The organism is Skermanella sp. (assembly GCF_059503625.1).
Genome location: NZ_JCACHA010000061.1, coordinates 12,617 through 36,402, shown reverse-complemented (window position 1 = coordinate 36,402; position 23,786 = coordinate 12,617). Strand labels below are relative to the sequence as shown.

13 protein-coding genes, 1 pseudogene and 1 CRISPR repeat array are annotated in these 23,786 nt (G+C 62.7%); of the genes and pseudogenes, 7 read left to right on the top strand and 7 right to left on the bottom strand.

The annotated features are described in order from the left end of the window. The 6 genes and pseudogenes from AC5JJ6_RS01735 to AC5JJ6_RS01710 form a co-directional block, all read right to left on the bottom strand. Positions 1–209, bottom strand: a pseudogene (locus AC5JJ6_RS01735) (IS21 family transposase); the annotation flags it as partial. Between the two features lie 552 nt (positions 210–761). Then, the gene (locus tag AC5JJ6_RS01730; protein WP_496040388.1) at positions 762–1,133 is read right to left on the bottom strand and encodes a hypothetical protein; all 372 of its coding nucleotides are present in this window, start codon (positions 1,131–1,133) and stop codon (positions 762–764) included. A gap of 4,981 nt (positions 1,134–6,114) precedes the next feature. Then, positions 6,115–6,569: a CRISPR direct-repeat array (repeat unit 27 nt; unit sequence GTTAATCCCCGCTCGCGCGGGGAAGCC). Between the two features lie 90 nt (positions 6,570–6,659). Then, the gene (locus tag AC5JJ6_RS01725) at positions 6,660–7,565 is read right to left on the bottom strand and encodes a type I-E CRISPR-associated protein Cas6/Cse3/CasE (RefSeq protein ID WP_496040387.1); all 906 of its coding nucleotides are present in this window, start codon (positions 7,563–7,565) and stop codon (positions 6,660–6,662) included. A gap of 1 nt (position 7,566) precedes the next feature. After that, positions 7,567–8,343 carry a type I-E CRISPR-associated protein Cas5/CasD gene (cas5e, locus tag AC5JJ6_RS01720; protein WP_496040386.1) on the bottom strand — a complete coding sequence of 259 codons (777 nt, stop codon included), beginning with the start codon at positions 8,341–8,343 and terminating at the stop codon, positions 7,567–7,569. After that, positions 8,340–9,989: a type I-E CRISPR-associated protein Cas7/Cse4/CasC gene (locus AC5JJ6_RS01715; RefSeq protein WP_496040385.1), complete on the bottom strand. Its 1,650-nt coding sequence runs from the start codon at positions 9,987–9,989 to the stop codon at positions 8,340–8,342. Before AC5JJ6_RS01715 ends, cas5e begins: the two co-directional genes overlap by 4 nt. Positions 9,990–10,066: 77 nt before the next feature. Next, complete coding sequence (locus AC5JJ6_RS01710) at positions 10,067–12,046, bottom strand: hypothetical protein (protein WP_496040384.1); 1,980 nt, start codon at positions 12,044–12,046, stop codon at positions 10,067–10,069. Between the two features lie 183 nt (positions 12,047–12,229). Between AC5JJ6_RS01710 and cas3 the strand changes: the two genes are divergently transcribed. The 7 genes from cas3 to AC5JJ6_RS01675 all read left to right on the top strand — a co-directional run bounded on the left by cas3 (position 12,230) and on the right by AC5JJ6_RS01675 (position 22,547). Further along, the gene (cas3, locus tag AC5JJ6_RS01705) at positions 12,230–15,013 is read left to right on the top strand and encodes a CRISPR-associated helicase Cas3' (RefSeq protein WP_496040383.1); all 2,784 of its coding nucleotides are present in this window, start codon (positions 12,230–12,232) and stop codon (positions 15,011–15,013) included. A 190-nt stretch (positions 15,014–15,203) separates the two neighbouring features. Continuing rightward, the gene (locus AC5JJ6_RS01700; protein ID WP_496040382.1) at positions 15,204–15,443 is read left to right on the top strand and encodes a FitA-like ribbon-helix-helix domain-containing protein; all 240 of its coding nucleotides are present in this window, start codon (positions 15,204–15,206) and stop codon (positions 15,441–15,443) included. Continuing rightward, positions 15,440–15,883: a type II toxin-antitoxin system VapC family toxin gene (locus tag AC5JJ6_RS01695; protein ID WP_496040381.1), complete on the top strand. Its 444-nt coding sequence runs from the start codon at positions 15,440–15,442 to the stop codon at positions 15,881–15,883. The genes AC5JJ6_RS01700 and AC5JJ6_RS01695 overlap by 4 nt, the downstream gene beginning before the upstream one ends. 42 nt (positions 15,884–15,925) lie before the next feature. Further along, positions 15,926–18,379 (top strand): EcoAI/FtnUII family type I restriction enzme subunit R, encoded by a 2,454-nt coding sequence (gene hsdR / locus AC5JJ6_RS01690; protein ID WP_496040380.1) that lies wholly within the window; start codon positions 15,926–15,928, stop codon positions 18,377–18,379. A gap of 3 nt (positions 18,380–18,382) precedes the next feature. After that, complete coding sequence (locus tag AC5JJ6_RS01685) at positions 18,383–19,840, top strand: type I restriction-modification system subunit M (RefSeq protein ID WP_496040379.1); 1,458 nt, start codon at positions 18,383–18,385, stop codon at positions 19,838–19,840. After that, positions 19,837–21,450: a restriction endonuclease subunit S gene (locus tag AC5JJ6_RS01680; protein WP_496040378.1), complete on the top strand. Its 1,614-nt coding sequence runs from the start codon at positions 19,837–19,839 to the stop codon at positions 21,448–21,450. The genes AC5JJ6_RS01685 and AC5JJ6_RS01680 overlap by 4 nt, the downstream gene beginning before the upstream one ends. A gap of 8 nt (positions 21,451–21,458) precedes the next feature. Next, a complete protein-coding gene (locus AC5JJ6_RS01675; RefSeq protein WP_496040377.1) occupies positions 21,459–22,547 on the top strand; it encodes an endonuclease NucS domain-containing protein in 1,089 nt (362 codons plus the stop codon). A 127-nt stretch (positions 22,548–22,674) separates the two neighbouring features. Here AC5JJ6_RS01675 and AC5JJ6_RS01670 read toward each other — a convergent pair whose 3' ends face one another. Continuing rightward, positions 22,675–23,001 carry an Mpo1-like protein gene (locus AC5JJ6_RS01670; protein ID WP_496040376.1) on the bottom strand — a complete coding sequence of 109 codons (327 nt, stop codon included), beginning with the start codon at positions 22,999–23,001 and terminating at the stop codon, positions 22,675–22,677. Between the last annotated feature and the right edge of the window lie 785 nt (positions 23,002–23,786).

Here is a 23,786-nt window from a genome sequence, read left to right as displayed (position 1 = left end):
CGGTGACACCGCAGCCGCTCGCTCAGCCAGCCCGCCTGTCCCGCCAGCAGGCTAGGCCGGGTCGGAACCCGGCACGGCGTCCAACTGCCCGCCGCCAGGTACCGCTGCACCGTCTCCCGGTTACACCCAACCTCGGCCGCGATCCGCCGCGTACCCCAGCCCAGACCGTGCAGCCGCTGCATCGCCGCCACCTCGTCCGGCGTCCTCATCACTTGCCTCCGCCCGTCCCTGCCGGGTGGAAACATGCCCAATCGATCCATCATTCCGCTTCTCCCTGCTACGCAGGGTGGCTGGGTTCCTGGTGTCGCCTCCGGATGGCTTTACCCTGTCGCCTGACACTCAATCGAGGTGGGCACCCTCATGGTGTGTAGAGTTCGACACGGGGGGGGGTAGTCTCCGTGTGGAGTGTAAAGGGGTGTAAACAGCCCTCAGACCTAGATGAGACACACGCCTAATGGCTTCCCCAAAAATACCAGCAGGAGCGCCTCTATAAGCGCCTGTGTTGGAGGAAGGATCCTGTCCTTTCCCCTGGCTCCATTGGGGCTCAAATGCTTGATCTTGTTAGATTATTCCCCAATCCCACTGGTCCGCATGGTGGGGTTTACCCCATCCATCGGACAGCCTCCTCCAGTCTCACTCCTCCTAGAAAATTAAGAGGGGAAGCTCCGAAGGGGGCTCGTAGTGAGCTGCTGATGGGGGTGCTGGCGGGAGGGGATATATCCCTCCCTTGGCTCAACCACAAGGGGCATCCTTCGCATTCTTCAGTACCGGCAGTTGGTATAGATGCCGGCGGTGATGCAGCGGACCTGCTGCGAGCCAGGCTGGATGAGGGGCGTGACCTGGGGGGCGACGTAGCTGGGGGCGGCATAGCCGGGGTACGGATTCACCGAAGCCCCGAACTGGTAGAGGGACTGGGTCAGGGCCTGGAGCTCGAGCTGCTGCTGCTGAGCCTGGACCTCATGCCGCACCCGGTACTGGCGGGCGAGCACGGTCACCGACCGGCAGGCGTCGGCGTTGCCGTCCATGCAGGCCAGGATGAAGCGGTCGGCCGGATCTGGCTGCGAGGCCGAAGGGCCCGGCCCAGCACAGCCGGCGAGCATAAGGAGAAGAGAGAGCTGTCCGAGGCGGGGCATGATGCGATCCGATAATTAGATGCTGTATCGTATCATTAGCCTCGCACGGGCACCATCGGATTAGAGGGCGAGCAGAAATCCGGATCGCCCCAGAGCACGGCAACCGGGCCGATGAACAGGTCTTGCAACTTGGCTGATCTCTGCCGGCGGATTTGCGCCATGTCTCGCAGCATATTGGCCCGCTCGTTCACAGGAAGCCCAAGGAGCTTCCTGCTCTAGTGGCAGAAGACCGTGCAGGGCCGGCCGAACCGCGATGGAGGAGGAAGGTGTCGATCTCGGCAGTCACCCCGATGTCGTCGCCCACCGCTTAAAGCAGCTCATCCAGGGTGACCAAGCGGCTCGAGCAATAAGCTTCTATGGCCCCTCACGCCCCGCATGATGGGCAGCCTTCCTTGGTTCCAGCAGCCGCTTAGGTACTTGAGGAGATCGATGCTCACATGTACCGCCCCAAGGTCGTTGTGGGCCAGCAGGAGCTTCCACGGCTCGGCGGTCATGGTGATGAGGGGCATCATGCAACCATGCCATCCGGACTATGCCGCTGCGGAACAAGGATGGCTTCAGGCGAACCTTAATGCCCTCGTGACTGCTCATGCTATCAGCACGCAGCAAGCTGCTCGAGATCTGGTGGACGAAGCTAGGATCGCCCAGCAGGGCACGCTAACGCGCGTATAGGCCAGCACGACTTACGACCCGCAGCATCGAGGGACTACCACTGCGCTTGGGTCCGCTCCTTCGGCGCAGTCTGTCCAGTCTGCTCGACAACTTCCGAACTGTGAGCTTGCCGCTCCTCGATCTCCTTCACAAACGCAGTGAACATCGGAAGTCTTCGCCTCGAACCGTGGAGAGGTCCGGGAAAGCCGCGCCGAGTTTAGGTTGTCCTTGGTTCTGCATAGGAAGAGTTGACCTCTGTGACCTCTCAAGCGCGGACAGCTGGACCAGAAGCACGCCTTAGCGGAAGAAGCCGGCATTCCGATGGATCTCAATCTCCCAACGGCGCGACGAACACCGGACATCCATTCCTTGAGGCGCGGGTAAACCCACGGAAGCGCTTCAGGGTTCCGGTCCGCCCTGGTTCAGTAGGCGCAAAGTTTGGGAGTAGAGTACGGAAAGCAGCTCTTCTTGGAAGAGGGTGGCGCTTTAGCTGAGCTAAACCCTTCAGCAGTCCGGCAAACGTCGAAGCTGAGGCAGCGTCGAATTCCGGTTTGCCGAAACCCAGCGAGCTCGGAGGCGAACTGAAAGGCATCAGAGGCCGGTGCGCTGGAGGGATCAGTGCTTCGGCTGGCACAGTCTTCTAACAACTAGTCCATCCCCGTACAGGCGAGGGAGCCCAGCGGAAGGTGTCGCTTGAGAGGTAGCGGTTGGAGCTATCCCCGCATAAGCGGGGGAATCTTCGCCGGGATCGGGTCGAACGCCATTTAAGGGGGTCCATCCCCGCACAGACGGGGGAGCAATGATGTTTCGGATCATCACATGCTGCTTGCGCGGTTCATCCTCGTGCAACCGAGGGAGCCATCTGGAATGATGGGCCGCTTGACCTGCCGCCGAGTTCATCCCCGTGTAGAAGGGGAAGCCAAGTTCACCGGGCAGCAATCCAACGCTGTGTTGGGTCTATTCCCGCGCAAGTGGGGAAGCCATGATCTGCCTCCTCGGCTGCACAAACACCTTTGGCCCATCTCTGCGTCGACGAAGAAGTTATCGCCTGGCGGCAAATGCTTCCGCTCATCAAGCACAAGCAGGGAGCCCGTGATTGCAACGTGCGCCTGTCCTCGGCGTGAGGTTCATTCCCGCCCAAGCGGGAGAGCCGATGTACGAGACCTGTTGCCCTACGGGGATCAGGGTTTATCCCCGTGCAGGCGGGGAGCCAAGTGAGCGGTCGGCGCCACGGCTTACATCACTGGTTCATCCCCGCGTAGCAAGGTAGCCGGCGTCGCGGCGATCGACTACCGCGGCGGCTACGGTTCATCCCCACACAGGCGGGGGAGCTGTAAGCGAATGGCTTCGGTAACCCATTGGTCTAGGTCCATCCCCATGCAGGTGGGGAAGCCATCCGGCACGCGCCCTCAAGCGCCGGAGTTGAGGGTCCATCTCTGCATAAGGCGGGGGAGCCGCCATGCTCGTCCATATGTAGGGCGCAAACTGGGACTCATCCCTGCGCGGGCGGGGAAACCATAGTGATGTCCACTTTGAGGTCGGTGATGTCGGGTTCATCCCCACGAAGGCAGTGGAGCCATGTACTCATGGACCTTGATGGTCTTGTCGTACAATCCATCTCCGCGCGAGCAGGGGAAACATCGCTTGGCGGCAATTCCTGCCGATGTTCAAAGGTACATCCCTATTTAGGCGGGGAAGCTTCCTGGACGATGCTCTCGGTTACCATGTCGAACGGTTCATCCCCGCGTAGGCGGGGGAGCTGCATACTGATCAACGAAGACTTTCATAGCGTTGGGATCATCCCCGCATAGGCAGGGAAGACGCGTAGTCGAAGGCAAACTGCATGTAGAGGTTGGGTCCATCCCTGCGCGAGTGAGGGAGCCATGCAGAGGTAGTGCAGTTCGTCTTCAGGGACGGGTTCATCCCCGCATAGGAGGGGGAGCCATCTATGTGGTGTTCAACCACATGCTTGCGCAGGGTCCATCCCCAGTGAAAGGAGGAGCTTTGGTATTGAGGGCGAAGGCCGCAGCCATTCCAGGCTATCCCCACGCAGGCGGGGAAGGCAGCACCCGATCAGTGTAGACGCCGTACTCGTACGGTCTATCCCGTGAAGGCGGGGGAGCCGCATAGAACGGATTGGCCGCGTTGCGGTTCGGGGGTTCATCCCCGCGCAAGCGGGGGAGCCAAGTTGCCAATCCCGCACTCCATAGCGTTAGTGGGTGTATCCTCATAAGGCAGGGAGCCAGATTCCAGAAAGCATCTGTAAAATTGCCGAAGGGTTCATCCCCGCTCTAGCGGGGGAGCCACGACCAGCATCTTGGTCTCGGCGTCGCCAATCGATCGATCCACATTTGTGAGGAGAGGACTATCGGTCGAACCGCGCCATGCTTGCCATTACCGATCGATCCCCGTGCAGCGGGGGAGTCAACACAGCGGTTGGCGTGGCGGAGCTGGGCAAAAGTTCATCCCTGCAGAGGCGGGGGAGCTGATGTCCGCGACCTCCTACTGTACGGTGATCAGGGTTCATCCCCGCATAGGCAGGGGAGCTGTGAAGAAATGCCAGACCCGCTGTTCTGCATCAGGTTTATCCCCGTAGCAGGGGAAGCCATCGCCGTCCTGCGCTCAGCGATGAGTCATCTGAACTCATCTCCAACTCAGGCAGGGAGCCGCGACGCCGCAGCTGATCTCTACGCGCTTGAAAGGTCCATCACCGCGTTAGTAGGGAAGCCGGGCAGTAGAGCTCGATACTCACCGTTCCCCACGGTTTATCCTCGCATAGGCAGGGGAGTCGCTCCGGTGCGTGGCGCCTTCGGTTATGCCTGAGGTTCATCCCCGCGTGGGCAGAGGAGCCTTGGTGCGGTCACCCAGCTAAATATGCCGGTTGGGTTCACTCTTGCGTAGTCGGGGGAGCCTAGACATACCAAACGGTGACAGCCGTCTCGTCGGATTCATCCCCACGCAGGCGGGGGAGTCTTAAGGCATTGCAGCGCAACTTGAGCGCCGTAGGGCCCATCCCCGCTTAGGCAAGGGAGCCTGGTAGCCGGTCCAACGCGTGTTGGGGTCGTCGGGTAAATCCCCGCGCAGGCGGGGAAGCCTCAACCTTGTCCTTACTTTGAGCGTTGCCGCCGGGTTCATCCCGCGCAAGCGGGGAAGTTCCAAGATCAGCGACGACGATACCCGTTTTGTAAGGTTCATCCCCGTGCAAGCGGGGAAGCCGACAACGGACTGACCATCCGGCAGGTCGAGGCGGGTTTATCCCTGCACAGGCAGGGGAGCCGGCCACGTGGGCGTCAACTGGTTCAAAAAAAATGGTTCCATCCCGGCACAAGCGGGAGAGGTGCGGCACCACACGAAATTTCCACACGGTTGAAGGGTCCATCCCCGCATAAAGGAGGGAGCCTAGTAGCCTTCAAAATCCGCCTTGCCGGTAGCAGGTTCATCCCCGGGCAAGCGGGGGAGTCAGATACAGCGGTTTGAAGAACTCTTCGGCGAAAGGTTTATCCCAGCGCAAGCGGGAGAGTCGCGGACATTTGGCCGAAGATGATCGTGCCGTAAGATCCATCCTCGCATAGGCAAGGGAGCACGTGGTGCGCATATCCTCCTCCTGGACGATATGAGTTTATCCCCGCAGCAGGCGGGGGAGCCTGCGGAGCGATTTCCTGCATCTTCCGAGTGTAGGGTTCATCCCCGCACAGGAGGGGGAGCCTGGGTCAACGCGTAATCAGTTCCCGCCGAAGCCGCAGGGAGAAGTTTTCTCAAGCACAGCTCAATCTGACTGTGAGGGACGATCCCCGCTAGCACGGAGAAGCCTTACCGAAGCTCTTCTTGATGATGACGTTGTTCGGTTCATCCTCGGTTGCATAGGAAAGACGCCGCCTACATGAGCCGCGAGGTAGCAACCGACGGTTCATCCCCGCTCGCACGAGGAAGACGGAAGCCAGAGGTCAGGGATGGCGCCGAACATCGGTTCATCCCCGCTCGCGCAGGGAAGCCGACCTGGAGGAATTTCAGGACACGGTCCGCCGCGGTTCATCCCCACTCACGCGGGGGAGCCACCGCGCAGAACAACGCCACGAGCGGGTCAATCGGTCCATCCCCGCTCGTGCGGGGAAGCCGTCACCACGCCCAACCGCGACGAAGCCATGCGCGGTTCATCCGCGCTCGCGCGGGGACGCCAGTTTTTCGTCGTTGTATTGGTCGGCGTTCGGCGGTTAATCCTCGCTCGTGCGGGGGAGCCCGGACGCGGTTGTCTTCGGTGCCCTTGTTGTTCAGTTAATCCCGATCACGCGGGAAAGCCGATGGCTGGTCGCTCAAAATTTACGAGGTGCCCGGTTAATCCCCGCTCGCGCGGGGAAGCCAGGGGGCGGAGCTGCCAGACCTGCAGCCAGTGCAGTTAATCCCCGCTCGCGCGGGGAAGCCCGTGAGACGTGGCCCGAGACGGTCGCCCGCTACGGTTAATCCCCGCTCGCGCGGGGAAGCCAGCTTTTCGCTGGCGCAGAGCTACGTCGCCGCCGGTTAATCCCCGCTCGCGCGGGGAAGCCGATCCGCAGGACACCACGGGCCTCGCATACGGCGGTTAATCCCCGCTCGCGCGGGGAAGCCGTGGCGTTGAAGGCCGGATCTGCGACCAGATCCGGTTAATTCCCGCTCGCGCGGGGAAGCCGCGGCGGAGTTGCGGAGGGTGGCGCCGTTGATCGGTTAATCCCCGCTCGCGCGGGGAAGCCCCCTTGGACGTTAGCGTCTCCCAGGCCATCGCCGGTTAATCCCCGCTCGCGCGGGGAAGCCTCTTCTGAGAAGCCATTGATTCATATGTTGTTTTCAAAGAGCCTTGGCCGCACCGATGTTCCGGCAGCCGAGCAACGCTGGCGCAGCGGCTTAGACCGGAGCGACGACACCCCGGAAGGAGCCCAGCGCACCGCCACTAGAGGGCCGCAGCGCGAGCATACCAAAACCATAACGGTTGTGACGACCGACGCCTGATCCTAGCAGCGAGCGGAAGGCATCCGCGTCCTTAACCTCGATGACCGCCTGGGCTGTGGCCTCGGGCAGTTCGAAGGATTGAATCTGCCGAGGGCGTCCACGCGCTGGGCCGTCAAAAAGTTGACTCTGTCGTCCATAACCTGGCTCACAGGGGCGAACCATAAGACGACGCCGTAGGCCACGAATAGACGCTACGCGGCGCGGTCCATCCCTAACCACGGAGGCCGCATCTCCGAGACGACGCTCCAGGAAATCAAGGTAGACCTCCTCGCGTTCCACTGCCTCCTCTCTGGGCGGCAGGGGTGTGCCGGGCGGCAGCCGCTCCCCGAGCGCGAGCAGGAATACGTCCCGCTCATGCGTGTTGCGAGACCTCCGTTCGGCGCTACGCGTCGCCAAGCGCGGATCGTCCGAGCGAACGCGTGCTGTTGGGCAGTACGTGACCCACGCATCAAGCCATCTTCCTGCGTCGAAGATCGGGACGGGGATGCCGCTGATGCTCTCTGGATCGACAATGGATTGCCCCTCAACCCGGCGCTGGAAGGCATGGAAACGGAGCGCATCGGGCGCGAGCGCAGAGTAGGCCGATAGGACAAAAGAATCCCTTCCCTGTCCCACTTGCGGTCGCTCGACGATAGTCCAGGGCTTGGGGGCTTCGGCACCGAAGACGGTGCTCAACGCCGTCTTCACAACAAGTCCCTCGTCGGCGATCGCTGCCGGGCGCCCCCCAAAGGCGACACGCGCTTCTTCGATGGCTGCTCGGAGGTTCACCGCCATCCGGATGAGATACAGTTCCTGGCTCATCTTAGGCACACTCCGGCATGGCGCCATTCGGCTCACCGATGCCCGTAGAGGGAAGCAGCAGCGCTGCCGAGACCTCCGCACGCACCACAACATCAGAGCCGGCATGCGCTCCGGCTGCCCAGTCACGGCGGCCGTACATGGCGTAGGGAATTGCACGAGCGCCATCGGAAAGGCGTGAGGTATACTCAATGGGCAGGTGCAACGTCACCGTCGCCGACGGTGCGACTCGCGCGAAGTGGAGGCGCTCGCCCAGCGCTGCGACGGGGCCGTCCGCCTCAAATATCTCGCCCTCGAAATCCGGCGGTGCTGGGCAGTTCGAGCGGCCGAGATAGACGGGCCACGCCGGCGAGCCTAGCGCCTCGCGAATCTCGATCAGACTCGCGGGCAAGCCAAGGTCCCAAAGCACGACTTCTATGTGCGCCCCCGCAAGGTAGGGGCGCTCCACAATGCGCTTCTCGGCGATGCCGCTGCCTTCACGCTGGCGGGGAATGCCACTCGTGGTCCACATTGGCCCGGTCATGCGCGGCTTCGCCAGGTCTGCCGTCTGGAAATCGTGGATTGTGCGTCCCGGGTTGATCACTGCAGCAGCCCAGCCCAGCCCATCCTGCAGCGCCTGCAGAACTTCGACCTGACGCCTTTCCACGCCCAACGCAGCGCCAAGCATACCTGCCAGAAGTGACGGCGGAGGCACCTCATACTGGCTCGGAAAACGGTCTAGTCGCGCGGCACCGAAGGACATCATCGGTGCCGCGAAGTGGAGCGGAAGGAACGCTGTCACGTACGTCTCCGCTTCGCTGGACCAGCTTTTTTCGCTTCGGTCGGAACTGGGGCCTGAACCGAGGCCCCCTCGGTCGGGTTGTCGGCTTCCGCTTTCCCGTCGAGTCGCTTGAAAAAGTCGAGCGCCTGCTGCTCAGCTCGGCTCGCCAGCACTTCAAAGAGTGGGCGCTCATCGCCCTCTTCCGCTACCATCTTGCTCAGGCGCTCGCTCCAGCGTGGCGCACCATGCCGGCGGTCGACCTCGGCGCGGTACTCCATCATGCGGTCGGTGGCACGCTTACTGAGCGGCACGCCATACCCGGACGCAGGGTCCATTGCGGCCTCGAAGGCGAGCATGAGAGTACGCGGGCGACGGGCGCCCATCTCGACGAGCATCTCGGCGGGGGCGCCGTAGGGCGCGGTGGATCCAACCTTCGCGGCTGGCTGCAACTGGTACAGCGTCCGCACCAGCCATCCGACAATTCTCGCGCGCTGCTCAGATGTAGCAAGAGCGAAGTTCTGTGCTACTTGCGCGAGGTTGACTACGACATGCGCGTAGAACAGGCCACTGGCAAGCTCGGCGGTGTTCGTATGCGACGCCCCGGTTTCGCCAGCCGACCTGTCCTGCAGCTTATCCTGAACGGAGAAGTAGTCCGCGACCGAGGCGATAGGGTGCACGGTCAGCAAGTGGGCGACCTGGACGCATCCCGTCACCGTCTCGAGAATAGGCGAGGTTGCGAAACGGCCGAACAGCGCGCCGTCAATTCCGCAATGGCTGCGGAGTGCGGCGAAGTTCTGCACGATCTGCGCCGCCTTCTCGCCGAGAGCCTTGACTGAATCTGGGACATAGCGCACCGGGGCGGAGGCCGCCTCGCTGGCCACAACGGCCTCCGGCAGCGCGGCCCCTGTCAGCAGGTCGGGTATCTCCTCTTTGCCCTTGCCCCGGCGGCCGGGCTTGCCCTTGTTGCTCTTGTCCTGCGCCTTGTCTGCCTTCTTGGTTTTCTGCTTCTCGCCCCTGGCGAGCGCGACAAGGGCTTGCGGATTAGGAGGGAGGCCACCACCCGCCTTCCACGCCTCGAGCCAGAGCCCGGCAAGCCCAACGGCAATGGCCTCGACCTCCTGCTCACCCAGGACAACCGGCTGGGACGTGACGCCAATTTGGGAAGCATCTGCCTCCTCGAGCTGATCCGTCTTCTCCTTGCCCTTTTCGTCCTCTTCCTTCGGCTTGACGAAGAGATTGAGTGCAGCCGCGGTGAGTAGCTGCGCCTCCTCCTTCGGATTGACCGCCGCGTTCTCTCCCAATCCGTCATGGAGCAATGTCTCGAGCCTCGGGAGCAGCCGCTTCGGCAGGATCAGGCGCGAGCGCAGCGAAATGCCGACCCCGAGTTCATCGGCGAGTGCCAACAGGCTATCGTCGACCTCCTTCCCATCCTCCCCTGTACGAATATAGTACTGACCGTCTACCCAGGCGGCCTTGGCGCACTGCGAGGAGATGCGCTGGCGCTCGGCGTCGCCGTAGGGCAGCCGCTTGGCGAGACCGACCAGGTCGCGGTTCGGCAGGCCGGTGATCGGGTACAGAACATGCACTTGAAGGAAGGCTTGCTGAGGAAAGGCTCGCAGGATCCTGGAGGTGCTGACTGTGGCTGGCGGGGCAGCGTCAAGCGGCAAGGATGCCTCCTCTCTCAAGATGTAAAGCGTGCGGTTCGCCGCGTGATGTGCAACACGCGATCAGTCTCGGCAGAAAATCAGGCGGCGCGGCGTGCAGCCTCGGCAGCTCGCTCGCGGACGAAGTCGAGCGCGGTCACGCGGCGTGCCCAGGCGAGTACCTCGACCCAGGCGGGGTCGCCGAATCGAGCCTTCACCGCGGCTACCATCAGGATGGCGGGCTGCCTCCAGTCCATCTCGCGCTGGCCCGAGGAGGCAATGGTGCGGATCGCCTCCTCAATCAGCGGCGCTACAGCGGCACCAGACGCTTGGCAGATCCGCTCGACACGGCTCTCGTGAAACCGGACGGCGGCCATAGCTCGGCCGAAGGACGCATTCTTTTGAGCGACCGTGTCGAGTTCAGTCTCTTGGCGCTTCGGGTGCGGCACGAGCGCCATACCTTTGATAAGCACCCATAACGCGCGCTCGAGCTCCCCATCGTCCGTGAATTCTCTCGGCAGCGAGGCAATCAAGCCCCAATAAGCCATCGGTGGTGCACTCGGGGACGCGCTCCGCAGCACCTTCGGCAGCTCCGGCGGCGACATAGCACCGGCTAACCTGCCGACGAGCTGCATAATCTCGCGGGCCTTCTCTGGCGGGGCCATCTGCTGCGTCCTCCTGGCTTCTTCTGGGTCGAGCTGGAGCGCTGTACGCATGCCGAGCTCGAAAACTCGACGCGCATTGGCCGCGACGACACCTGCCCCCGGGCGCGAGCGCAGCAACTCCGTCTGTGCATCCTGGAAGGCGCGCCGTGCGGCGTCCTCGACCGTGGCGAAAGCGGGCGCCGCGGCGCCGGGCAGATCTTCAACACCCCAGCGGACCGCGTCCCGCCGCGCCGTGACACCCACCAGCACCGCACTTGGCAACTCGGCGGCGAGCCACTGCCGCATGGCCTCCACGGCGCGATCGGCACGGGCGTAGATCGCCTCCGCGCCCTTGCGCTTCGGGAACCGGGACTCGCTGGAGGAAAGGTGCATGCGGATGATCGCTGGGCGCAGAGCAGATTTCTCCACCTCCGCCGCGAGGGCGAGCGCGTCCGCCGCCGTCTCCGCAAGCGAACGGTCCGAATGTGGCAAGGAGTTGAGCACATCGCGGTCACGCGCCGCGAGCGGGACGATTTCGTCCAATAGACCGGTAGTCTTCCCCGTCTCGACCGAGGTTGCCATGATCCGGAGCGCCACCGCGCCCTCCGGGATCCGCCGCGTCAACGGCGCCGCATGCAAGACCAGGTCGTCGTCATTTAACCCAAGCACCGCGCCAATGGTAAAGCGGAGCCGTGAGCTCCTGGTATAGAGTCTGTTCGGCAGCCAGTCTTCACCCTTAGTGGGCAGCCAGGGCAGGCCTGGCATCTCACCGGCATCAGCGTGTACCCGGTCCGCTTTCGTTGTGACGGAGAGAAAGGAGTAGCCCTCGCCCGATTGGATGAGGCGAACCGGGCGCCCAATATCGAGGAACGGCCACGCCAGATCCTGGCGACGCAGTGCGGGCGCCGTCGCCTTCTCATCCCACGGGGACCGCCAAGCCGCGAAATGCGCGGCAATGTCCGCGTCCTCAGCCCACCCCTCAAGAAAGGCGTCCCCGCCCGCCTCAGCATCCTCCAAGGCCGTGTCGAGCGCGTCAGCCAGGGCGCGGATCTCCTCGCCAATGGCTCCGGAGCGGAAAACGGGTAGGACGACCGCTTGCCCGTGTAGGACGCCCGAGCGGTTGTCCTTCACATAGGCTCGCTGCAATCCGGAGAGCATGGCGTAGACCGCCTGCTCTCCAGTCGCCGTCTCGCCCTCCCCTCGCCCTTTGAGCTCGTGCTGAACGCCGGGGAAGAGGTTATCGACCGAGAGCGGCGACAAAAGACGCATCCCGCTGAGCCCATCTCCGACGATGAGCGGCGGTTGGCAGAACGCCGGTTCGTTGAGTGGAGCCTCCAGCCGTAGGCTGTCGGCGACCGGAGAGAATGCCTCGGCGATGGCGGACGGGTCGCCCTTCCTGCAAGCCGGGTCCCCATATCGCCGTGCGAGGTGCAGCATGACAGCGAGCTCAGTTGTGACCCGCGCCTGCTGATGCGCCGCGAGACCCTGGAGCGAGACAAGGATGCCACGCTGTGCGGCCCCGAGCATCTCGGGGAGAGTTAGCCGCGTCGCTGCGCGCCGTCTGTCTTCGGCGGTCAGTAGCACACGGAATATGGGTGTTTTATACATTCTGATTGTGATTTGCTGAGAGACGATGAGAGCGCAAACCTTCCCGCGATTCAGCCCAGCATCCAATTGGAATCGCAACACGTGTCTGTGAACAAAAGCGGATCACCTGTGACCGCTGATCTAGAAATCCCTGCGATGGGCGAGCCATGGGCGAAGCTCTGGAATCCCCAGAGCGGAGTTCCGCGGCGCGAGGGCTGGCTATCTTACGCCGCGCATGCCGCGGATGTGGGGGCATGTCTGGCAACGCTGATTGAGGGACCTGGGAGTGGAGGCCAGCCCCCGGTGATACTGCGCCGCCTCGAGCTCGCGGCCGGGCGCCCGCTGGAGCGCCGCGATCTCGATCGCCTCTTGGTTCTCGGCTCGTTGCACGACGTCCTGAAGGCACTGCCTGGGTTTCAGGGACGCCCATACGGAATCTCCCGCATGCCGCGGGACCACATCTCTCCTGCCATGGATCTGGTTGCGCATCTTGACCGCCTCGATTCGGATCTCGGTCCGACCCGCGAGGCTCGTCTTGCACTCGACACGCTCGGCTTTAGGGAGGTCCTCGACTGGCTCGGCGACCTCCGGTCGGCGGTAACCGCACTCCGCGCCGTGTTCGCACACCATGGTGGCCTGCGCGCCGACGATCTCAACGTCATTGTACGGGACGGTGGCCTCGCCCCGGAGTTCTCGATCTCTGTCCCGCGCCCAGCAACGGACGGTGGCCCGCCTGCACAGGAAGAAATCGCTGCCTTGGTAGCGTCACTGCGCCGGCGCCATCCTATCGCTTGGGAGCCGGGGGCGCCGCTGCCCCGGCGGGATCGCCCGGCTTTCTGGCATCTGTTCGCGGGCCTACTGATGCTGGCTGATAAGACTGCCTCCGACGCCGCCCTCTTCCCGCTCGACGGCGCACCAGACCCAGATATGCGCTTCGCCGCCTCACGTGATTTCGCGGCAAACCACTTTGGGCGCCTTGGCTGGTGGCGCCCCGTCGGTGCCGGGGCGGAGTTCCGGCAGATCGCGGAGGCCATCCTAGACGGTAGAGCGCCGCGGGCCGCGCAGGAGGCCGTCACCGGGCTTGCCCTCGACAGCCGACTTGCGCTTGTTGAGGATCAGACGGGCGCAGGCAAAACTGAGGCCGCGCTTCTCTGGTTCGCCATCCTTGCTTCGGCAGGGCTGGTCGATGGCCTCTTCTTCTGTGCACCGACACGCGGCTCGGCGACGGCCCTGGCGGCGCGCGTGGAGATCGCCCTTCGGCGGTTGCACCCCAGCCTCGCCGGGGTGGCACGGGCCGTGTCTGGGCTCGGTGTGACGGCTCGCCCGTCCGAGGCCCCGGACGACCCGGACGGGCCATCAACATGGGCCATCTCGCAGACGCGCATGATGGCAGCGGCCGGCGTGGCGGTCGGCACAGTCGACCAGGCGCTCCTGTCAGCTATGCGGGCACGTGACGCGCATCTGCGTGCCGCGGCGCTCAGCCGTTCGCTCCTGGTCATCGATGAGGCGCACGCCTTCGACCCGTATATGAACCGGATTTTGGCCGCCCTAGTCCGACGGCAGCTGGATCTCGGCGGGTATGCCCTGCTGTTGTCGGCGACCCTCGGCGAGGCAGCAAAGGCACAGCTCTTTGGAGGGCCGGGCAGCCGTCCCCGTCCGCTCGAGGCGGCGCGGCTGGATCCCTATCCCGCTCTGACTGCATCGCACGATGGGGCGGCTAAGGACCGCGCCCAGCCTGTTCCAATCAAGGTCTCTGCCGAGCGCAGGCGCGGTGTGCGCCTCGTGCGGCTTGAACCAGCCTCTCTGGTTAAAGAGGTCCGCCGCGCGACGGATGCTGGCGCCAGGGTGCTTGTTATCAGAGCGACGGTAGCCGACGCCTTGGCGACGGCGGCCGCGTTGCGGCGCGCAGGCCTGCCCCTCTGGCGAGTTACGGGGCCGAACGGCCTCGAGAGGGACGCCGTCCACCATGGACGCTTCGTCGCTGCAGACCGCGTGCTGCTCGACGGCGAGCTGGAGCGAGCCCTGCCCGCCCGGGCTGAGCTGCAGCGGCCCCAGCACGGCATGGTCGTTGTCGCCACCCAGACCGCGGAGCAGTCCCTGGACATCGATGCGGATTTCTTAATCACTGATCCTTGCCCGATAGATGTGCTGCTTCAGCGCCTCGGCCGACTGCACCGCCGCGCGGATTGGTCCCGACCGGAGGGCTATGCCAAGCCAACCTGTGCTGTCCTCGATCCGGGCGACATGGGCCGCTTCATCATCCAGGACAAAAACGGGATGCGGGCCCGAGGTGGGCCGGGCTTCGGCTTCGCTCATGTCTACCAGAACCTCCCCGCGGTCGCGGCAGCGCTCGAGCTTGTCCTGGACCGCACGCTCGACATCCCTAACCAGAACCGCGAGCTCGTCGAGCGTGGCACTCACCCTGAGGAGCTTGCTGCGCTGGCGGCTCGCCTAGGCCCTGCTTGGGTGGCGCTCTGGCGTAACGTCTCCGCAGACGGGGCAAGGTCTTCCCGCCGCGCCGGCGCAGTCCTGTCGGATTGGGCGCGCCCCTTCGATGACCGCGATCGTGGCCCGATCCTCGACGAGGACTCTGTAATGACCCGCCTAGGCGGCCAGCGCCTGACCGTCGAAGCGGATTTCGTCACCGCCTACGGGCACACGGTTTCGACCCTGGACATACCAGCTTGGCTCCTTCGCGGCGTTGGCAGTTTACCAGCGAGAGCAAGCTTGCTGCACCGCGACGCCACCCACGTCCTGCTTGACGTTGGTGGGCGGCGGCTACGCTACGACGCTTGGGGCCTACGCGCGGAAGACTGACTGTCCGAGCACCCTATCCCTATAACTCAGACACGCTCCCTCGCAGCTCATACCGGCCCCCGTGAAAACCGGTGAATTTGCTGTCTAGCCAGCTGGGATCCGCCTGAGAGCGGCATTTTCCGGCGTTTAACGAGCTACTTGCCGGCGGCAAGGGAACTGCTAGCATTGCTAGCACACGAGGCGAGTACCGATGCCTGGCAACCTGAGCGTACGCAATGTCGATGATGAGTTGATTGCCCGGCTGAAGCGCCGAGCTGCCCGGCATGGGCAGTCCGCCGAGGCCGAGGTCCGCGACATCCTGCGTCAGGCCCTCGAGAGCGAGGCAAACACCGACTTTGAGCGCCTCGCAGCGGAGCTGCGCCACCTGACAGCCGACCGCCAGCACACGCCGGCCGAGGTCCTACAGCGCGAGGGACGTGACGAGCGGTGAGAGCGCTCGTCATCGACGCGAGCGTGGCGATCAAGTGGGTGGTCGAGGAACCAGGTACGGCTGAGGCGCTAGCCCTGCGGCGCTTCCGCCTCTCGGCACCTGACCTCCTGGTGGCGGAATGTGCGAACATTCTTTGGAAGAAGGTCCGTCGTGGAGAGTTAGGCGAAGCCGAAGCCCTGCTCGCGGCTCGCCTGCTGGAGCGTGCCGACGTGGACCTGGTACCGATGCGGCAGATGCTTGGACCTGCGACAGCGATCGCCACAGCTCTGGATCACCCGGCTTATGACTGCATGTACCTATCGCTCGCACAGTCGATGAAGCGCAGCTTCGTGACGGCCGACGAGCGCCTCCGCGCCAAGGTACAGAGCCATGGCCTCCCGGCCCAAGTCCTGGGTCTGTCCAACGCGCTCGAGCAACTCAGTGCGGATGAAGGTCAGTAGCGACTGAGCGAGCGGGTAAAGGCCGGAGAAGAAGCATACCCCATGGACAAAAAGAGCCTCACTGAGCGGGACATCTGCTCGAAGTTCATCACTCCAGCTCTCAAAGGGGCCGGCTGGGATGAGCTGCAGCAGATCCGCGAAGAAGTGAGCTTCACCAAAGGACGTATCATCGTCCGGGGCAAGCTCGTCACCCGCGGCAAGGCCAAGCGCGCCGACTACGTCCTCTACTACAAGCCCAACCTGCCGATCGCCCTCATCGAGGCGAAGGACAACAACCACTATGTCGGGGACGGGATGCAGCAGGGCCTCGACTACGCGGAGACCCTCGGCATTCCGTTTGTCTTCTCGTCCAACGGCGACGGCTTCGTGTTCCACGACCGCACCGGCACCGCCGCAGTCAAGGAGCAAACCCTCGGTCTCGACGGCTTTCCCTCACCCGACAAGCTTTGGCAGCGCTACGCAGCATGGAAGGGGCTAACCCCTGAGGCCGAGCGGGTTGTCCTACAGGACTACTTCGAGGACGGCAGCGGTAAGGCGCCTCGCTACTACCAGGTCAACGCGGTCAACGCCGCGGTCGAGGCAATCGCCAAAGGGCAGGACCGCGTCCTTCTCGTCATGGCGACCGGTACCGGCAAGACCTACACCGCCTTCCAAATCATCTGGCGCCTATGGAAGGCAGGTATCAAGAAGCGGATCTTGTTCCTTGCCGATCGGAACGTTCTCGTGGACCAGACCATGGTCAACGACTTCCGGCCATTCGGTCCCGCCATGGCAAAGCTGAGCACCGATGCTAAGACCATCGAGCGAGATGACGGCTCCACGGTTGAGCTCGTGACCACGATCGACCGCAAGCGTCGGATCGACACCTCCTACGAAATCTACCTCGGGCTCTACCAGGCCATCACAGGACCCGATGAGCGTCAGAAGCTGTTCCGTGAATTTTCACCCGGGTTCTTCGACCTGATCATCATTGATGAGTGCCATCGTGGCAGCGCCGCTGCAGACTCCGCCTGGCGGGAGATCCTCGAGCACTTCTCAGGCGCCACACAAATCGGCCTCACTGCCACGCCGAAGGAAACGAAGTACGTCTCGAACATCGACTACTTCAGGGAACCGGTCTTCTCCTACTCCCTCAAGCAAGGCATCCGAGACGGCTTCCTCGCACCCTACAAGGTGATCAAGGTCCACATCGATCGCGACGTGCAGGGCTACCGCCCGGCCAAGGGCATGCTCGACCGTGAAGGCAACGAGGTTGAGGACCGCATTTACAATACTAAAGACTTCGACCGCACGCTCGTCATCGACGACCGAACGAAGCTGGTTGCAAAGAAGCTTTCCGACTTCCTCCGGGAAAGCAGTGACCGCTTCCAAAAATCCATCGTCTTCTGCGTGGACGAGGAGCATGCGGCCCGGATGCGCCAAGCGCTCGTCAACGAGAACAAAGATCTGTACGACGGAAACTCGCGCTACATCATGCGCATCACCGGCAGCGACAATGAGGGGCAAGGACAACTCGGCAACTTCATCGACCCCGAGTCCCGCTACCCTGTTATTGTTACCACCTCGCGGCTCCTCTCGACCGGGGTGGACGCTCAGACTTGCCGCCTGATCGTGCTCGATCGATCGGTGGGCTCGATGACCGAGTTCAAGCAGATCGTCGGCCGCGGCACCCGCGTTCACGAGGATACCCGGAAATTCTACTTCACTCTCATGGACTTCCGCGGCGCGACGAACCACTTCGCCGACCCCGAGTTCGACGGTGAGCCCGTCCAGATTTATGAGCCAGGCGAGAATGATCCGATCACCCCGCCGGATGACGCTCTGCCCACCGATGAAGAAGGCCGGGATCTGCCTACCGAGCCAGGCGAGGACGAGACGGTCGTGGACGGCGATCCGCCGGACATCTCCATTCCGGTTGGCGGCACGAAACGCCAGAAGGTCTACGTGGACGGCGTCGGTGCGACCATTATCGCCGAGCGTATTGAGTACCTTGACGAGGACGGCAAGCTCGTCACCGAGAGCTTGCGGGACTTCACCAAGAAGGCGCTCCGCAAGCGCTTCGCTAGCCTCGACGCTTTCCTCAGGCGCTGGAAGGGTGAGGCGCGAAAGCAAGCCGTCCTCGAAGAGTTGGAATCGGAAGGCCTCCCGCTTGGCCCGATTGCGGATGAGGTTGGCAAGGATCTCGACCCCTTCGACCTCATCTGCCATGTCGCCTTCGACCAGCCTCCCCTTACCCGGCGAGAGCGGGCTGCGAGCGTCCGCAAGCGGGATGTTTTCACCAAGTATGGCCCCCAAGCCCGTGCCGTCCTGGAGGCGCTACTGGCCAAGTACAGCGATGAGGGGGTCTTGGACTTGGGCGATCCTCGTGTCCTTCAGATCGCCCCCTTCGACCGGATGGGCACGGCCGTCCAGCTTGTCCGGCATTTCGGCACTCGCGCCGACTTCGAGCGCGCCGTGACCCAGATTCAAACCGCCCTTTACGAGGAAGTCGCCTAGTCCATGTCAGTCAGGAACACGGTCAAATCCATCCAGGACATCATGCGCCAGGACAGCGGTGTGGATGGTGATGCGCAGCGCATCTCGCAGCTTTGCTGGATGTTCTTCCTCAAGATCATCGACGACCAGGACCAGGAGCTGGAGATGATGAACTCCAGCTATCGCTCACCGATCCCAGAGCACTTCCAATGGCGTAGCTGGGCAGCGGACCCTGAGGGCATCACCGGCGATGCTCTGCTGACTTTCGTCAACAGCGAGCTGTTCCCTGCCTTGAAGAACCTGCCTGTCACCGGTCAGCCGGGTGACCGGCGCCGGGTGGTGCGGGGTGTCTTCGAGGATGCCTACAACTACATGAAATCCGGCCAGCTGATGCGGCAGGTGGTCAACAAGATCAGTGGGGTCGACTTCAACGACCTGGCGGAGCGGCAGCATTTCGGCGAGATCTACGAGCAGATCCTGAACGATCTGCAGAGCGCGGGCAACGCCGGCGAGTACTACACCCCGCGTGCCGTTACCGCCTTCATGGTGGACCGCCTCGACCCGAGGCCTGGGCAAACACTGTTCGACCCAGCCTGCGGCACCGGCGGCTTCCTGACCTGCTCTATTCGGCACATGCGCGACCGCTACGTGAAGAAGCCGGAGGACGAGCGGAAGATGCAAGCTGCTCTCCAAGCCGTCGAGAAAAAGCAGCTGCCTCACATGCTTTGTGTGACGAACATGCTTCTTCACGGCGTGGAAGACCCAGGCTTCGTACGTCACGACAATACCCTCGCTCGCCCCTACATCGGCTGGACCCAGGCTGAGCGGGTGGACATCGTCCTGACGAACCCGCCCTTCGGCGGTCGGGAAGAGGACGGGATCGAGAGCAACTTCCCGCCTCATTTCAGGACGCGGGAAACAGCGGATCTCTTCCTAGCCCTTATCATCCGCTTGCTGAAGTCCGGTGGACGCGCCGCAGTGGTGTTACCGGACGGGACACTCTTTGGCGAAGGGGTGAAGACCCGGTTGAAGGAGCACCTGATGGAGGATTGCAACCTGCACACCATCGTGCGCCTGCCCAACAGCGTCTTTCGACCCTACGCCTCGATTGGCACGAACCTGCTCTTTTTCGAAAAGGGCTCGCCGACAAAGGAGACCTGGTTTTGGGAGCACCGAGTGCCGGAGGGACAGAAGGCCTACTCTATGACCAAACCCATCCGGCTGGAGCACCTGCAGGACTGTATCACTTGGTGGGGTGGACCGAAGCGTGAGGGGCGGCAGGAGAACGAGCGGGCTTGGAAGATCACCGTCGAGGAGGTGAAGGAGCGTGGCTGGAACCTCGACATCAAGAACCCGCACGCCACCGATGAGGACCACGGCGATCCGGAGACGCTGTTAGCCGATCTGCAGGCCGCGGAGGCCGAGACGGTGCGGCTGCGCGACCAACTAAAGACGATCCTAGAGGAGGCGTTGGCTCGATGAACGCTGACATCCTCCTGGCCTACTACGAGCGGATCGCGGAAGCGCCGGATGTCATAGTGCGACTGCGGCGTTTCGTGCTCGACCTTGCTATGCGGGGAAAGCTGGTGCTGCAGGATTCAAGAGACGAGCCGGCATCCGAGTTGTTGAAGCGGATTCGGACGGAGAAGGCGCGCAGTGCGGGCAAGTCAGCCCGTGGTAGACGCCCCGAAGGCCGCCCGTGCAGGGATGATTTCGAGTTTGTTCTCCCGCCTGGATGGGCCGTCTCGACCCTAGGCGAAGTTGCACTGAAAATCACAGACGGCACTCATCAGACTCCCGTCTACGTCGCTTCAGGTATTCCGTTTGTATCAGTCAAAGACTTTAGTGGTGGAAAGCTGGAGCTGTCCAATACGCGGTTCATCACGGAGGAGGAGCACCGCAGATTGTATCAGCGGTGCGATCCTCGGCGAGGCGACGTGCTCATCGGTCGCATTGGAACGCTTGGCCGTGCTGTCCTCGTCGACACCGATCAAGAGTTCAGCTTGTTCGTCAGCGTCGGCTTGATCAGGTTCAGCCACGCAAACATTGCACCTGAGTTCTTCCGCTGCCTACTCAACTCTCCCCTAGTCGAGGCAGAGTTCGACCGAATCAAAATCGGCGGTGGAACACATACCAATAAGCTAAACCTTGGTGACCTTCAGACTGTCGCCCTACCGATCCCGCCGCTTGCCGAGCAGCACCGCATCGTCGCCAAAGTGGCTGAGTTGATGGCGCTGTGCGACGAGCTGGAGGCAGCACGGACGGCACGAGAGGCAACACGCGACCGGCTGACGACGGCGAGCCTCGCCCGCCTTAACATCCCTAATCCGGAGACCTTCCCGTCCGACGCCCGCTTCGCCCTCGATGCCTTGCCCGCCCTCACCAGGCGCCCTGACCAGATTAAGCAACTCCGCCAGACTGTATTGGACCTCGCCGTCCGTGGGAGGCTTTCGGCAACTGGTGTATGGTGGGAGCTTCCAAAGAAGCTCCGTGAGGTGGCGTCACTTCAGAATGGTTATGCGTTCAAGAGTGAGTGGTTCGCTGAAACAGGGGCCCGCTTACTCCGTAATGCCAATGTCGGACACGGCGTCTTAGATTGGGCTGAGGAAGTCCGCCTTCCAGACGAGCGGGCTTTGGAGTTCGAGCGGTTTAGGCTCCATGAGGGCGACGTAGTGCTCTCGCTTGATCGTCCTTTCATTGCTTCCGGAACTAAGGTCGCTCGGGTTCGAGATGTAGATCTTCCTGCTCTTCTCCTGCAACGAGTAGGCCGATTTGTGCTTTCTCCGGAGATTGAGGCTGATTACGTTTTTTTGTGGTTGAGATCCCCTCATTTCAACGCGCAAGTTGATCCCGGCCGTAGCAACGGCGTGCCGCATATTTCTTCGAAGCAAGTTGAGGCAGCGGAGATCTATGTGCCACCTATTACCGAACAGCATCGCCTTGTCAGCAAGGTTGACGAATTAATGGCCCTCTGTGATACGCTGGAGGCCAGCCTGACTGCAGCTACGGCCGCGCGCACCCGTCTTTTAGAGGCCACTCTCCGCGAGGCTCTTCAGCCGGCTGAGATGCCAGTCTTGGAAGCTGCCGAGTAGCCGCCCACATGACCATTCACCACGCCATTTGGGCAGTCGGCCAGAAGCCGGAGCCTCTCAACCGTGCTGTCCTACCCAGCGAGAAGGTGCTGGAGGACATGATCGTCGCTGCACCACAGATCCTGTCGGACTCTTGGATGCTGATCGGCCGGCAGGAGAGAACGGCGCATGGCGGCATCATCGACCTGCTTGCCATCGCTCCCGACGGGGCTCTCATCTTGGTCGAGCTGAAGCGCGGCCGGACGCCACGTGACGTTGTTGCTCAAGCGCTCGATTACGCAAGTTGGGTAGAGAAGCTAGAACCCGAGGATGTTGTTGGCATCTACGACCGCTTCGCGCCAGGGCGGAACCTTGCAGATGACTTCCGGGTGCGCTTCAGTGCCGACCTCGACGAGGAAACACTGAACCAGACCCATGAGGTGGTCATCGTCGCTGGTGAGCTAGACGACGATTCAGAGCGGATCGTCGGCTACCTTGCTGAGCGCGGCATCGCTATCAACGTCCTCTGCTTCCAAGTCTTCGCGCAGGGAGGCCAGCAGCTTCTGAGCCGTGCCTGGCTCAAGGACCGCGTCATTGAGGCTCCGCCAGAGCCCGCTGCTGTAGGTGGCGGGGCGAAGGAGCCTTGGAACGGGGAGTTCTACGCCTCTTTTGGCGTCGAGCCGACTCGCTCATGGGATGACGCGGTCCGCTACGGCTTTATTAGCGCCGGCGGAGCAAGCTGGTACAGCAAGACCCTTGGTCTCTTAAAACCCAACGATCGTGTCTGGGTGAAGGCGCCCAATCATGGATTTGTTGGCGTTGGTCGGGTGACCGGTCCGGCCGAACCGGTGAAAAGCTTCAAGGTCAGGAACGGGGTAGGAGAGGAAGTGCCGGCCTTAGAGGAGCTGAAGGGCGCAAACTATCAGCACGACGTCGACGATCTCGATAAGTGTGAGTGGTTTGTGCCTGTGAAGTGGATGGACACGGTCCCACTGAGCGAGGCAGTCAAAGAGATCGGCCTCTTCGGCAACCAGAACACCATCTGCCGGCCGACGACGCCGAAATGGCGGACTACCGTCGAGAAATTAAAGACGCGTTTTCCAGGGTTCGACGGATAGCGGTTGCTATTCGTAGTAGCCCATCAACAACTTTCTCTCCGGCACGGGCGGCGCCGACGGGGAGAGTGTGAGGCCCCGCTTCTTGTCGAAAAGCACCTTTCCCTCCGTAAAGTCGATAATTCGTGCCCTATAAACCGTGTCGCCGCAGCTCCGGACCTAACCGCCCAATAGCTGCTAGCCAAGCCAGGCGCAGGTCGCCGCGCAGCGACCAGGCAGGATAGCTGAACGTAGCTGGCCGGTTCCGTTCGATGAGTAGATGCGAAACCCAGGCGCTGCCGTAGCCGATCACTGGGGCTAGCAACACTAACCACCAAGGTCCCAGCAACACTCCCACCAGCAGCACGATCGCTGCCGTCCAAGTGCCCGCCACGTGGGCGGCACGAGTAGCTGGCCTCGCATGTTCCCGAAGGTAGAAGGGCCAGAACTCATCGAAGCTGCGGAAGCGGTCAGCCATGAGGTGAGAGTGAGCCAGTAACCCAGGACATCCAAGAGGTTCGATGAGCTTGAGGCGGTTCGCTTTCGCCAAGCATGCGTGTTGGCAAGCGTATAAAAGCGATACCCGTCCGTGGCCTGGATTAAGTGCTGCCGCTGCAGACCGGGGCGTTGCCAAATGAGGGAAGCCATCCGGCGAACTCGGCCGAGGCCGCCAGTGATCAACGGCCGACGCTGTTACGAAGCCAAGAGGACAGCAAAACCTGCCGTCCTCAATCCTTCTTCGGCGGTTCAGAGGGCGCAACAGGTGGCAGCCCAGGAAGATCAGGGCGAGGCAATGACGGCGGTGGATCGCCTGGCAGACTGATGGGTGGATCCAGGGGGCGCTCAGGCGCTGGAGCGATCGGCGTCTCTGGTGTCGGTGGCATGCGGTCCTCCCCGGGCTGTGCGACTTGAACGCGATGCGAAGCGTTCTAGCTGCTCCGAGTTGAGGCGCTCCGGCTGGTTCGACCACCACCCTAAAGCGGGCTTTTACCCCGACTTAAACTGAAGAGGCGCAAGGCGCGACTCCGTTCTTATCTTGTTTCCCATGAACGGGGCATCCTTGGCGCCATGTCGGACCCCGCCGAGGCTTCTTCGCCTGTTTCTTCCCCTGCGTGGTCGGCGCCCGAAACTCTGCGAGCAATGAAAGAGGCCAAGGACCGGGCTATCGCCTTCCGCCTCAATGCGGCGAGAGTCGCAAAAGCGGCCTACCTAGCAGCTCGAGCTCATTACCCCGCGCTGCCAACCTCTATGTTGGTGAGGCGG

What these genes read in the sequence shown, in the direction of transcription:
- AC5JJ6_RS01725 (WP_496040387.1), bottom strand. Translation starts at nt 7,565, where the DNA reads ATGAGCCAGGAACTGTATCTCATCCGGATGGCGGTGAACCTCCGAGCA.
- AC5JJ6_RS01675 (WP_496040377.1), top strand. Translation starts at nt 21,459, where the DNA reads ATGACCATTCACCACGCCATTTGGGCAGTCGGCCAGAAGCCGGAGCCT.
- AC5JJ6_RS01680 (WP_496040378.1), top strand. Translation starts at nt 19,837, where the DNA reads ATGAACGCTGACATCCTCCTGGCCTACTACGAGCGGATCGCGGAAGCG.
- AC5JJ6_RS01685 (WP_496040379.1), top strand. Translation starts at nt 18,383, where the DNA reads ATGTCAGTCAGGAACACGGTCAAATCCATCCAGGACATCATGCGCCAG.
- AC5JJ6_RS01710 (WP_496040384.1), bottom strand. Translation starts at nt 12,046, where the DNA reads ATGCTGCACCTCGCACGGCGATATGGGGACCCGGCTTGCAGGAAGGGC.
- AC5JJ6_RS01670 (WP_496040376.1), bottom strand. Translation starts at nt 23,001, where the DNA reads ATGGCTGACCGCTTCCGCAGCTTCGATGAGTTCTGGCCCTTCTACCTT.
- hsdR (WP_496040380.1), top strand. Translation starts at nt 15,926, where the DNA reads ATGGACAAAAAGAGCCTCACTGAGCGGGACATCTGCTCGAAGTTCATC.
- AC5JJ6_RS01730 (WP_496040388.1), bottom strand. Translation starts at nt 1,133, where the DNA reads ATGCCCCGCCTCGGACAGCTCTCTCTTCTCCTTATGCTCGCCGGCTGT.
- AC5JJ6_RS01700 (WP_496040382.1), top strand. Translation starts at nt 15,204, where the DNA reads ATGCCTGGCAACCTGAGCGTACGCAATGTCGATGATGAGTTGATTGCC.